At 64.0% G+C, this 12,512-nt stretch carries 11 protein-coding genes and 1 riboswitch; of the genes, 5 read left to right on the top strand and 6 right to left on the bottom strand.

Going from position 1 to position 12,512, the window contains the following annotated elements; translation table 11 throughout:
* Nucleotides 1-204: 204 nt before the first annotated feature.
* The 3 genes from AC3WQS_RS26800 to thiO all read right to left on the bottom strand — a co-directional run bounded on the left by AC3WQS_RS26800 (nucleotide 205) and on the right by thiO (nucleotide 2,241).
* Nucleotides 205-957 (bottom strand): thiazole synthase, encoded by a 753-nt coding sequence (locus AC3WQS_RS26800; protein ID WP_020968851.1) that lies wholly within the window; start codon nucleotides 955-957, stop codon nucleotides 205-207.
* Nucleotides 950-1,165, bottom strand: coding sequence for a sulfur carrier protein ThiS (thiS, locus tag AC3WQS_RS26795; RefSeq protein ID WP_003944402.1), 216 nt, complete (start codon nucleotides 1,163-1,165; stop codon nucleotides 950-952). Before thiS ends, AC3WQS_RS26800 begins: the two co-directional genes overlap by 8 nt.
* Nucleotides 1,162-2,241: a glycine oxidase ThiO gene (thiO, locus tag AC3WQS_RS26790; protein ID WP_080910214.1), complete on the bottom strand. Its 1,080-nt coding sequence runs from the start codon at nucleotides 2,239-2,241 to the stop codon at nucleotides 1,162-1,164. The genes thiS and thiO overlap by 4 nt, the downstream gene beginning before the upstream one ends.
* A riboswitch (TPP riboswitch) is annotated at nucleotides 2,241-2,387 on the bottom strand. Its footprint overlaps the gene before it by 1 nt.
* 26 nt (nucleotides 2,388-2,413) lie before the next feature.
* Between thiO and thiE the strand changes: the two genes are divergently transcribed.
* Both thiE and AC3WQS_RS26780 read left to right on the top strand, forming a co-directional pair.
* On the top strand, nucleotides 2,414-3,109 hold the full coding sequence (thiE, locus tag AC3WQS_RS26785; protein ID WP_019749516.1) for a thiamine phosphate synthase: 696 nt from the start codon (nucleotides 2,414-2,416) through the stop codon (nucleotides 3,107-3,109).
* 248 nt (nucleotides 3,110-3,357) lie between these two features.
* The gene (locus AC3WQS_RS26780) at nucleotides 3,358-3,489 is read left to right on the top strand and encodes a hypothetical protein (RefSeq protein ID WP_003944354.1); all 132 of its coding nucleotides are present in this window, start codon (nucleotides 3,358-3,360) and stop codon (nucleotides 3,487-3,489) included.
* Nucleotides 3,490-3,568: 79 nt separating this feature from the next.
* Here AC3WQS_RS26780 and AC3WQS_RS26775 read toward each other — a convergent pair whose 3' ends face one another.
* On the bottom strand, nucleotides 3,569-4,213 hold the full coding sequence (locus tag AC3WQS_RS26775; RefSeq protein ID WP_336504937.1) for an NUDIX hydrolase: 645 nt from the start codon (nucleotides 4,211-4,213) through the stop codon (nucleotides 3,569-3,571).
* Nucleotides 4,214-4,371: 158 nt separating this feature from the next.
* Between AC3WQS_RS26775 and AC3WQS_RS26770 the strand changes: the two genes are divergently transcribed.
* From AC3WQS_RS26770 to AC3WQS_RS26760, 3 genes are read left to right on the top strand one after another with little or no spacing between them, the layout of a single operon-like run.
* Nucleotides 4,372-5,733, top strand: a complete 1,362-nt coding sequence (locus AC3WQS_RS26770) for a GlnX family signal transduction membrane protein (protein WP_029254777.1) — start codon at nucleotides 4,372-4,374, stop codon at nucleotides 5,731-5,733.
* A gap of 14 nt (nucleotides 5,734-5,747) precedes the next feature.
* Nucleotides 5,748-6,734, top strand: coding sequence for a glutamate ABC transporter substrate-binding protein (locus AC3WQS_RS26765; protein WP_020968847.1), 987 nt, complete (start codon nucleotides 5,748-5,750; stop codon nucleotides 6,732-6,734).
* Between the two features lie 7 nt (nucleotides 6,735-6,741).
* Nucleotides 6,742-9,099, top strand: a complete 2,358-nt coding sequence (locus tag AC3WQS_RS26760) for a serine/threonine-protein kinase (RefSeq protein ID WP_492712872.1) — start codon at nucleotides 6,742-6,744, stop codon at nucleotides 9,097-9,099.
* Nucleotides 9,100-9,114: 15 nt separating this feature from the next.
* Here AC3WQS_RS26760 and AC3WQS_RS26755 read toward each other — a convergent pair whose 3' ends face one another.
* Nucleotides 9,115-10,314, bottom strand: coding sequence for an acetate kinase (locus AC3WQS_RS26755; RefSeq protein WP_492712873.1), 1,200 nt, complete (start codon nucleotides 10,312-10,314; stop codon nucleotides 9,115-9,117).
* A 2-nt stretch (nucleotides 10,315-10,316) separates the two neighbouring features.
* Nucleotides 10,317-12,395, bottom strand: a complete 2,079-nt coding sequence (pta, locus tag AC3WQS_RS26750; protein WP_003944313.1) for a phosphate acetyltransferase — start codon at nucleotides 12,393-12,395, stop codon at nucleotides 10,317-10,319.
* Nucleotides 12,396-12,512: the final 117 nt, after the last annotated feature.

Genomic DNA, 12,512 nt, shown 5'->3' with positions numbered 1-12,512 from the left:
CTTGACCGTGAACGACAAATCGTCCACCGCTTTCGTCGGTCCGTAAACCTTGGTCAATCCCCTCAGTTCAATCATGAGGAGAACTCTGCCCTACCGGCAATGACCAGCACATCGGCCACAGGTCTAGTTCCGAGTGGTACTCAGGTAGGACATGAGTCCGGGCAATTCGGGCAGAACCCCGAGAAATCACCCGGATCTCGTCCCTCAGGACGACGCTTGAGCCCAGAATCGCTTGGGGATCCGGCCGGCGTGCCGCGCCTCGAAACCTGCCACGACAGCGTGACGCATCGCCGACGCCATCAGCGCGGGATTCTTGGCCCGCGTCACCGCTGTCGCAAGTAGGACGGCGTCGCAGCCCAACTCCATGGCAAGGGTGGCGTCGCTGGCCGTTCCGATCCCGGCGTCGAGGATGACGGGCACGCCGGCGCGCTCGACGATCATCTCGATGTTGTGCGGATTCGCGATACCCAGCCCGGTGCCGATCGGTGAACCGAGCGGCATGACCGCAGCGCAACCAACCTCTTCGAGGCGAAGCGCCAGCACCGGATCGTCCGTCGTGTACGGCAGAACGGTGAATCCGTCGTCCACCAATTGTTCTGCGGCGGAGACGAGTTCGATTGCGTCGGGCAGCAGCGTCCGCTCGTCGGCGATGACTTCTAGTTTGACCCAGTTCGTCTCGAGCGCTTCGCGTGCCAACTGCGCCGTCAGCACTGCTTCGGCGGCGCCCCGACACCCGGCGGTGTTCGGCAACGGTTCGATTCCGAGACGACGAAGCAGGTCCAGAACACCCGTGCCGCCGGCCGCGTCGACTCGCCGCATCGCGACGGTGGTCAGTTCGGTGCCGGAGGCGACAAGCGCTTCCTCGAGCACCGCAAGGTTGGCGGCGCCGCCTGTTCCGGTGATGAGCCGGGAACCGAAGGTGCGGCCAGCGATAGTGAGAAGGTCCTGCTCAGCCACCCTGCACCGCCGTGAGGATCTCGATTTCCCAACCACGTCCGACGGATTCGTCCCAACGCCCGCGAGGAAAGAGCGCACCGTCGACGGCGACGGCGATACCCTTGCTCGGCAACTCGAGGTGCGTCAGTAGCTCGGTCACCGTGACTGCTCGATCGAACTCGAGATCTTCGCCGTTGACGGTGATCCCGATCGGGACCTGCTCACTCATGAATTTTCCTTAACTACTGCGAACCGCTCGGGTTCGGTTCCTTTTACCTCGACCAAAGATGTGCCGTTCAGCAACGCGACCGTCGCATCGGCGGTGACGGGCGTCAGCAGGACACCGTTGCGTCCGTGTCCGGTGGAGACGACAACACGATCGGACACGCGCCCGATCAAGGGCAGGTTGTCCGGCGTCATGGGACGCAGGCCTGCCGCGCATTCGTACAGTTCGTATTCGCCGATCGCCGGCATCAGTGCCTCGGCGTCGTTGATCAGGTCGCGTACTCCGGCCATCGTGACCTGTGTGTCCTCACCGGACTCGTATTGTGTTGCGCCGACGACGATTCCGTCACCGCGCGGGACGAGGTAGGCGGGCCGCCCGTGGACGCTTCCGCGGATGGTGCGGCTGGGCGCCGGGGTGACTCCAGGCCTACTCCGCAGGCGAAGGATTTCGCCCTTGACCGGGCGTACCGGTAACCCGGGCCACAGCTTGGGTGACGCGATACCGGCGGTGAGCACTATCTGGTCGGTATCGAGTTCGGCGAGGTCGTTGACGGCACGCGCGATCAATTCGACACCGGATTCCGCACAGGCCTTCTGCAACGCCTCCAGCAGAAGTCTGTTGTCGACGGCGGACTCACCGACAGCCATCAGTCCCGACCGGATGCCCCGGCCGAGCATCGGTTCGAGTTCGCGGATGCGGGCGCGACCGAGAACTTCGAGTTCATGGCCCTGCGCGGTCACCCACTCGGCGATGGTCTGCAGGTCCTGCGCGTCGGCCGCATCGAGTGCAACCGTCAGCGAACTGTCCGCGGTGAAGACCGATGGCCCGAACTTTCCGAGCTCCTCACCGAACGTCGGCCACCGTTCCAGGGACGCCGCACCAACCGTCAACGCTGTCTCTTCACCCGGCCAGCCTTCGGAAAGCGGGGCGAGCATTCCGCCCGCCACCCACGAAGCACCTGATCCAATGGACGGGTCGTACAACCGAACGGACCACCCGTCGCGGGCGGCTCGCCACGCAATGGCGAGACCGATGACACCGCCGCCGACAACCGACACCGTACGAGCGTGTGTACTCACGAAACTCCACCTCCACTTCCTGCGCCGGCATGATCCGGGTCAGGTCTGACGGTCGGGATCTGGTCGCGATCCCCTCTCAGCCCCACGAACCTCGCAGTCACGACAAAAAGTGACAACGACGTTTCAGGACTCCCGTGTCGAACCTTGCTCCCTAGAGGCTACCGTTTGCTCCGTGCACCCCACACATCCCAGTAACGTCATCGACCGGCGCGAGCGCCTGGCAGCAGCACGGCTGTACCTGTGCACCGACGCGCGCCGCGAGAAAGGCGACCTCGCGCAGTTCGCCGAGGCAGCATTGTCCGGCGGAGTCGACATCATCCAATTGCGTGACAAGGGCTCTGCCGGTGAGCGCGAGTTCGGCCCGCTCGAGGCCAAGGACGAACTGGTAGCACTGGGCATTCTCGCGGCCGCAGCGCGACGCCACGGCGCATTGTTGGCCGTGAACGATCGCGCGGATCTCGCGATGGCTTCCGGTGCCGACATCCTCCACCTCGGGCAGAACGACATTCCCGTCCCCTACGCACGAACCGTTGTCGGTGAAGACGTCGTCATCGGGCGTTCGACGAGTAGTCGCGCGCAGGCGAGTCTGGCCGCAATCGAAGAGGGCGTCGACTACTTCTGCACCGGGCCGGTCTGGGCGACACCGACCAAACCGAATCGAAGTGCGTCCGGTCTGGAACTGGTTCGATCGACCGCCGACGCCGCACCGCCGCGCCCATGGTTCGCAATCGGCGGCATCGACGAGGAACGCCTGCCGGAGCTGCTCGATGCCGGTGCCACGCGCATCGTCGTCGTGCGTGCAATCACGCAGGCGTCGGATCCCCAGGCGGCTGCGCAGCGCCTCGCCGCCGCCGTCGCTGGACGCTGAAAACCGGTAACTGGCGACCGTCAACTGTTTGCCGGGCGATTTCTGCACAGTTACGGGTCAGCACGCCTGACTCGAAACATGAACGGAAGTTGTCCGATCAGACAACAAACCCCCAGTTCCTAGGTGCGATTGGATGTCCGAAAAGTCGGATTACGTGATCTTGATCACAGTTGTTTCGATTGCGTGTCACATCCCATTCGGTTTGTTGTAGTTTACCTCCAGTTACTAACTGAACCTAGGAGCACTAAATGGGATCCCTCGACACCGGCTCGCTCAGCACCGAATCGCTCGAAGACCTGAACCTCGGCAAGATCAGCGAGCTGCTCAAGCTCGGTATCACCGCGGTCAGCTTCATCACGGCGCTGAACTCGCTCAGCTGAGCCTCGTTTCGGTCGGGAGACCGAAACACAGAAGGGCCGGACTCCTGAGGAGTCCGGCCCTTCTGCTGTATATGCCCTGTTAAGACTGCGTACTCGACGCCTCGGACAGGTTCTGGTCACTGCCTGACTGCTCACTGCCTTGGTGGGAACTGCCTCGGTGGGAACTGCCTTGGTGCGAGCTGCCCGACAACCATCCGAAGCCACCGTCTTCGAGTACGACGGTGTGTGGGTCGCCGGGCTGTAGGTCTTCGGTCTCGGCTGGTACAGGCGCAGTCCGGAGCTCGGGCCACGAGGAACCGAATCCCGGATGCAATGGCAGCGAATCGACGTCGGCTTCACGCACCCACCGCAACTCGGTGCTCTCACCGTTGGCAACCGTCGACAGTGGATGTGCCGCATCAGCCACGACGGTGGTGTAGGTCCACCCGCTCTCCGCGTGCATCGTCACTACCTCACCGCGGACGCGAACGGCGTCTTCGGCGATTCCGGCTTCTTCGTGTGCCTCCCGGACAGCGGCGTGCGTCGTGCTTTCGTGTGAGTCCCGTGCTCCACCGGGCAATGCCCAGGTACCACCTTGATGGCTCCACGCCGCACGATGCTGCAGCAAGACCAGGGGCGATCCGTCCGAATCGGGGGCGCGCAGAAGCAGTCCAGCGGCTCCGTGTTTACCCCAATGCCGAGTACCGTCCGGTCCGATCGACCAACCGTCACCGTCACCACGCATCGACTACCTCGCTCCGCCTGCTCTCGCCGTTGTCCCACACTAACCGTTTCAAACTGCTCCAGGTGTAGGTGATGCTTATATGCTCGCGAAGATGCCCTGAATCATTTCTCGGCGGCATCATTTCTCGGTAGCCCGCCTACAGCGAAGTGAGGTGCTCGATGGTCGACCGTGTCGTCCCGTCCATCGAACCCCGGTCGCTGCCGCCCTCCGAGGGCACTTCGGTATCGGCGGAGGACGAGCGAGCACTTCTGCGGCGCGAACTCCAGGCATTCATGTCCTCGACGCCCGGCCGGTTGACCGTCGTCGGAGTGATCTTGATTGCGATCACCTTGATCGCCGGACTCCTCGCCACCGCAGCGATCGAGAACCGACAGGCGAACCTCGACCTCCTCCTCGTCGAAACCGAACCTCTCGCCAACTCGGCCCAGAACCTCTACAGCGCGTTGTCTTTGGCAGACGCCGCCGCGGCCACCGCCTTCATCTCCGGCGGCCTCGAACCCGCCGAAGTACGCGACCGATACACGCAGTCGATCGGTGAGGCGTCGGCGGAGATCGTCCAGGCATCGGCCGGTCTCGACTCGACTGATCTTGCCGGGCACAGCGCGTTGACCACCATCTCGACCGACCTCTCCGTCTACACCGGGCTGGTCGAAACTGCACGGGCGAACAATCGCGTCGGAAACCCGGTCGGGGCAGCATATTTGAGCGAGGCCTCGCAGTTGATGCAGACCTCGCTGCTGCCGATGGCTCAGCAACTGCACGCCTCGCAGGAGACCCTGGTCTCGCAGGTACAGCGCGATTTCGAGACTCCACCGTGGTGGCCGATCGTGGCATTCGTCCTCGTGTTGTGCGCGCTGGTGGCAACACAGGTGTACTTCTCCCGCAAGAGTCGCCGACGCTTCAATCTCGGGTTGATCCTTGCCTCGCTCGCCGTCGCGGCTGCGCTGCTGTGGCTGCTCACCGTCGGACTGGTGTCCGCACTTGCCACCGGACGTGCACTCGACGCGGGCGCCGAGCCACTGCACGAACTGACCGAGGCCCGGATCATGGCACAGCAGGCACGTACCGTCGAAACCCTCACGTTGGCGAGACGGGATTCAACTGCCGAGGACAACGTGACGTTCACTCGCAAGGTCGACGCCCTGCGCGACATCCTCGAGGGCCTACGCAGCGACGAACGCGCCCGAGTGAACAACGAGGTGCTGACCGCCGCACTGGATTCGCGCGAGCAATGGGTGGCTGCGCACACGCGCATGTACGACCGTCTCGGGACCGGCGACTTCACTTCCGCTGCCGCCATCACCATCGGCTCCGGAGAACAGGATTCGGCCGCGGAATACGGAAAGCTCGATCACGAACTCTGGCAAGGAATCGTGGATTCGCGCACAAATCTTCGGTCCGACGTCTCGTACGCCTCACGTGTGTTGGCTGCCTCTGCACCGGGCATGACTGTATTGGCAGTTCTCGGAGTTGCCGGAATCTTCATCGGGTTCTGGCCCCGACTGCGGGAGTATCAGTGACGGGAGTACCGGAGATGCGGAGGAAGCTCCCGGCCGTGTGCGTCGCGGTTCTGGCAGCGTCCGTGCTGGCGCTCGCCGGTTGCGGTGCAGATCGAGCCGAAGACCTGAACAACGCGGCCGCCACGTCGTACACGGAACCGCCGCTGCCGGCCGAGGCCACCATCGCGCCCAGTCCGACACCGACGACTACCGCGTCGTGCACCAACCTCACTGCAAGCCTGCGCCCCACACCCGCAGACGCATCTCCGCAGCCACCCACGCCGAGCCTCGACGCCATCCGCGCCCGCGGGCGGCTGATCGTGGGCCTGGACACCGGTTCCAACCTCATGAGCTTTCGCGATCCGGCGACCGGACGCCTCGAAGGCTTCGACGTGGACATCGCCCGCGAGATCGCCCGCGATCTGCTCGGCGACCCGGAGAAGATCGAGTACCGAATCCTGACCTCGGACGATCGGATCGCCGCACTCCAGGAATCCATGGTCGACGTGGTCGTCAAAACCATGACCATCACGTGCGAGCGGCGCGAGAAGGTCGACTTCTCGACGCAGTACTTCTCTGCCGAGCAACGAATTCAGGTCCTGCAGGGTTCACCGGTACGCGGCATCGCCGATCTCGCAGGCAAGCGAGTCTGCGCTGCCCGGGGAACGACGTCGGCCACGCGAATCCAGGAGCTCCAACCCGAAGCCACCGTCGTGACCGTCCCGATGTGGTCCGACTGCCTCGTCGTCCTCCAGCAGGGGCAGGTGGACGCGATCAGCACCGACGACACGATCCTCGCCGGACTCGCCTCGCAAGACCCGTATCTCATGATGGTCGGTGGTTCGTTGGGCGTCGAACCCTACGGAATCGGAGTGAACAAGGACAACCCCGACTTGGTCCGATTCGTCAACGGAACCCTCGAGCGGATCCGGGGTGACGGGACCTGGAACCGTATCTACGACCGTTGGCTCAGCGTCCTCGGTCCGTCACCCGGTCCCCCGCCGGCCGTCTACCGGGATTGAGGCTGACATGACCGAAGAATCCGGCCCCGAGCCCGACGCCACGCAAGCCTCCGTACGCCCCGAGCCTGACTCCACGCAGGCGGTTCACCGCGAGCCTGACTCCACGCAAGCCTCCGTACGCTCCGAACCCGAAGCCACCGGCGCCTACGAGCGCCTCGAACCGACCTCGGCCCAGATACGAGGAACCACGCCGTCCGCATCCTCCTCCCCTACCGGCCGCTCCACTCGATCCCGCCGCAGCCGGTCGGGACGAAAGCTGCGCCTCGGCGGCGGCCTGGTCGAAGTTCCCCCCGTCCCGCAGATCGACCCCGCATCTGCGGTGATGAGTGACCCGACGGTCCCCGAGCGCAAACGGTTCTGTTGGAAATGCAACGAACCGGTCGGCCGTAAGAGCGCAAGCACCAAGGCAACTCAGCACGGCACCTGCCCCAAGTGCGGTTCCACTTTCGACTTCCGCCCACTCCTCGAAGAGGGCGAATTGGTATCAGGTCAGTACGAGGTTCAAGGGCCCATCGCGCACGGCGGCCTCGGATGGATCTACCTCGCGATCGATCGTAATGTCAGCGACAGGTGGGTAGTTCTCAAGGGACTCCTGCATTTCGGTGATTCCGAAGCGCAAGCCGTTGCGGTAGCCGAGCGTCAGTTCCTCGCCGAGGTCGCCAACCCCAGCATCGTCAAGATCTTCAACTTCGTCGAGCATCCGCGCCCGGACGGGACACCCATGGGGTACATCGTCATGGAGTACGTGGGCGGACGATCATTGCGCGAGGTGCTGGCCGAATTCCCGGACGGCAAGCACATGCCGATCGAGCAGGCAATCGGCTACGTACTGGAAATCCTTCCGGCGCTGAGCTATCTGCATTCCACCGGCCTGGCGTACAACGACCTCAAACCCGAGAACGTGATGGTCACCGAGGACCAGCTGAAGCTGATCGACCTCGGCGCCGTATCCGGAATCGAAGACTACGGATACCTGTACGGCACTGCCGGCTATCAAGCGCCGGAGATCATCGAGACCGGCCCGACCATCGCCTCCGACATCTTCACCGTTGGAAGAACACTCGCGGTTCTCACCCTCGACATGCCCTCGAAGCACGGACGGTACCTCGACGGCCTTCCCGAACCCGAGGACGAGCCACTGCTGCGGGACAACGAGTTCTTCCACCGCCTGCTGCTGCGCGCCACCGACCCGGATCCGAAGAAGCGTTTCCAGTCGGCCGAGGAGATCGCGGGCCAACTCACCGGCGTTCTGCGAGAAATTCTCGCGGAGCAGACCGGGCAGGAGAATCCCGGGCTCTCGCTCGTGTTCAGCAGGCAGCGAACGTCTTTCGGCACCGACGAATTGGTCGGGCAAACCGATGTGTACGTCGACGGTATCAGCCACGACGCTGCTCTCGATCCGCGCGAAGTTGCGCACGCACTTCCCATCCCGTTGGTCGACCCCACCGATCCCAGCGCGCCGTTGCTGGCGGCAGCGGTGCACAGCGAACCGTCTCAGACTCTCGATGCGTTGAAACACGCCCGCGAGAACGGAATCGACCGAACGTCAGGCACACCGGCGGCCGCCATCTCCGGCGAGGTCCGACTGGCCGAGGCCAAGGCTCATCTCGATCTCGGCGATCCGGAGACCGCGCTGAGTGTTCTGGACGAACTCCAGCAGAGCATCGGTGATCACTGGAAGATCGAGTGGTATCGAGGGCTTGCAGCGTTGCAACTGGACCGATTCGAGCCCGCCTTCAGTCATTTCGAGACCGTCCTGACGGCTCTGCCGGGCGAGGCTGCACCCAAACTCGCGTTGGCGGCGACAGCAGAACTGATCCTCCAGCATTGGGAGAGCGACGACCCGGACCAATGGTGCCGCTTCTCGGAGAAGTACTACCGCACCGTCTGGCGGACCGAACGGAACTACGTCAGCGCAGCATTCGGGCTCGCCAGGCAACTCGCCGATCACGGCAACAAGAAGGCAGCCATCGCCGCCCTCGACGAAGTTCCCACGTCTTCCCGGCACTACAACGTCGCACGGATGTCGAGCGCTCTGACGATGCTGTCCGGCGTTCCGATCGCCGAACTCGACGAATCGACTCTGAGGGAAGCCGCCCGTCGCGTTCGCGCGCTACCGGCCGAGGAGAGCCGAAGTCTGCAGATGCGAACCCTGGTGTTGGGCACGGCACTCGATTGGATTCGCTACGGAAACCGCTCGCACACCGAACTCGAACCCATCCTCGACCTGCCATTCACCGAGCAGGGTCTGCGCACCGGAGCCGAAGCCTGCCTTCGCGCCCTCGCCCGCGCCACGACCTCCCGCACGCACCGCTACGCCCTCGTGGACCGGGCGAACGCGGTGCGTCCGCGCAGCAATTTCTGACGCGCTCCCCGAGATTTACAGCGCGGCCACCAAAGCCTTCGCCGCGCGGGCGATCGCCAACTCCTCATTGGTGGGGACCACCAGCACCTCGACGGCCGACGTGGATGCGGAGATACGACGCTCGTCGCGGCTCTTCGCCTCGTTGAGAGCCGGGTCGACCTCGATTCCGAGACGGGAGAGGCCGGCCAGGCTGTCGCGTCGTACGTCGATGTTGTTCTCTCCAACACCGCCGGTGAAGGTGATGACGTCGACGCCACCGAGTTGAACGATGAAGGCGCCGATGTACTTACGGAGCATGTGTACGTAGACGTCGTAGGCAAGTTGTGCGTCTTCGTCGCCGCCCTCGATCAGTGCGAGCAGGGCACGGAAATCGTTGACTCCCGACAGTCCCTTCAAACCGGAACGACGGTTGAGGAGGTCGTCGATCTCGTCGACCTTCATTCCCGAGTTGCGATTGAGGTGCAAGATGATGCCTGGGTCGATGTCGCCGCTGCGGGTGCCCATGACAAGACCCTCGAGCGGGGTGAGGCCCATCGTGGTGTCGATAGCCTTGCCGCCCTTGATTGCCGAGGCCGAAGCGCCGTTTCCGAGGTGGAGAACGATCTGATTCAGCTCGGCCGGATCCTTGCCGAGGAAGTCCGCGACTCGTCCCGACACGTATTCGTGTGAGGTCCCGTGGAAGCCGTATCGACGAATCTGGTTGGCCTTGGCCACATCCCGATCGATCGCGTAGGTCGACGCTGCGGCGGGCAGCGTGTGAAAGAAGGCAGTGTCGAACACTGCTACGTGCGGAACGTCTGGCAGTTCTTCGCGCGCCACCTCGATACCGATCACGTTGGCGGGATTGTGCAGCGGCGCAAGGTTCGACAAATCCTCGATGGCTTTCACGACGCCGTCGTCGATGAGCGTCGGCGAATAGAAGATGTCACCACCGTGCACGACTCGGTGACCGACTGCGATGATTCCTGCCTCGCCCAGCGGCCGTCCGACCTCGGCAACGATGTCGAGCACCATCTTCAGTCCCGCACGGTGATCGGCGATGGGGAGGCTGCGGTCTTCGACTCCGGTGCGGTGGTTGTAGACGATGTGGCCGTCGGGTTCACCGATGCGCTCGATGAGGCCGTGCGCTACCGATTCCGCTGTATCCGGATGCACGAGTTGAAATTTGATCGATGACGAGCCGGAATTGATGACCAGTACGGTGCCGTCGCTCACGCTTACGCTCCCTGTGCCTGTATTGCCGTGATAGCCACGGTGTTGACGATGTCCTGGACCAACGCTCCACGCGAGAGATCGTTGACCGGCTTGTTCAGTCCCTGCAGAACCGGGCCGACGGCGATAGCGCCGGCGCTACGCTGCACTGCCTTGTAGGTGTTGTTGCCGGTGTTCAGGTCAGGGAACACGAACACCGTGGCCTTGCCCGCCACCAGAGAATCCGGCATCTTCTTGTCAGCGACACTCTGCTCGACGGCCGCGTCGTACTGAATGGGCCCTTCCACCAACAGGTCCGGTCGGCGCTCGCGCACCAAAGCGGTCGCGGTGCGAACCTTGTCGACGTCGGCTCCACTGCCCGAATCGCCGGTGGAGTACGAGAGCATCGCAATGCGCGGATCGATACCGAACTGCGACGCCGTCTGTGCGGACGAGATCGCGATGTCCGCCAACTGCTCCGACGTCGGGTCCGGAACCACGGCGCAGTCACCGTAGGAGAGAACGCGGTCGGCCAGGCACATCAGGAAGATGCTCGAAACCGTCGAAACTCCGGGGGCCGTCTTGATGATCTCGAACGAGGGCCGGATCGTGTGAGCGGTGGTATGGGCGGCACCGGAGACCATGCCGTCGGCAATACCCAAGTGCACCATCATCGTTCCGAAGTACGAGATGTCGGCGATCACCTCGCGTGCCCGCTCGATGGTCATGCCCTTGTGCGCCCGCAGCGCGGTGTATTCCTGTGCGAAGCGCTCGGTGTACTCGGACTGCGCGGGCGCGAGGACCTGCGCGCCGCTGATGTCCACGCCGAGTTCCGCTGCGCGTCGACGCACACTGGGTTCGTCGCCGAGGATCGTCAGGTCGGCAACCTGGCGCTGCAGCAGCCGGCCGGCCGCGCGCAGGATCCGGTCGTCGTCACCCTCCGGGAGGACGATGTGCTTGCGATCGCGTCGAGCGCGGTCGATGAGCTTGTACTCGAACATCTGTGGGGTCACGACCGACGGAATCGGCAGTGCCAGTCGGTCCATCAGGACGTCGGCGTCGACGCGCTGTTCCATCAAGCTCAGCGCAGTGTCGACCTTTCGCTGCGAACCGACCGCCACGCGTCCGCGGGTTTGGGCTGCAGCGCTTGCGGTGTCGAAAGTGCCGAGGGTTGTCGTGAGGATCGGAAGACGCTGTTTGAGGCCGGCCATCAACGCCGCGATGGCCGGGTGCGGCGTGATCCCGCCATTCATGATGATGCCCGCGAGCGACGGAAATCCCTCCGCCTCATGCGCATTGAGCAACGCGAGCAGCACGTCCGAGCGGTCACCCGGTGCGATGACGACCATGCCCTCGACCAGACGCTCGAGGATGTGCTCGGCGGTCATGCCGCCCACCATCACCTTCAGTGCCTCACGGTGCAGCAGTTCCGGGTCACCCGAGTACAACTCGCCGCCGGTGGCTTCCATCAACTCGGCCATCGTGGGTGAGACGAGCAACGGAATCTCCGGCAGGCTCCACGTCGGAACACCGATGTCGGACAGGGCTGCGGTGACCTCGTCGAGCTTGTCGGGATCGCAGCGATTGGCGACGACCGCGAGCAGGTGAGCGTGGTTGGCAGCCAACTCGGCGGCGCACAGGTGCGCGAGCTGAGCAACCTCCTCGACGCTGCGCCGAGCGCCTCGAACCGCCAACAGGACCGGCGCTCCCAGGTTCACGGCGATGCGGGCGTTGAAGCTCAATTCGCTGGGGCTTGCGACGTCGGTGTAGTCACTTCCGATGATCACGACGGCGTCGCACTGCTCGGCCACGGTGTGGTACTTCGCGACGATGTCGGCCAGTGCGGCTTCCGGATCGGCGTGAACTTGCTCGTAGGTGACGCCGAGTGCGTCGGCGTAGGAGAGATCGGCAGTGGTGTGCTCTAGCAGCAGTTCGAGGATGTAGTCGGTTTCCTCGGTCGAGCGGGCGATCGGGCGGAAGACACCGACCCGGGCGACAGTCGCGCACAACATCTGCAGCACGCCAAGCGCGATGGTGGATTTTCCGGTGTCACCTTCAGGGGAGGCGACGTAGACACTCGACACGGCAGCGGGCGCTTCTGGCATGCCCAACAGCCTAGTGTGGGCCGCCGCCCACCTTGCCACTGATCGTGGTCACGCTCACGGTGCAGCCGACAACCGGCCGCTACGAGAAAGACGAACGGTGCCTGCCACACGTCGAGT

The sequence above is a fragment of the Rhodococcus sp. FW305-130 genome (genome assembly GCF_058788335.1).
This window is presented reverse-complemented; position numbering and strand designations above follow the sequence as displayed.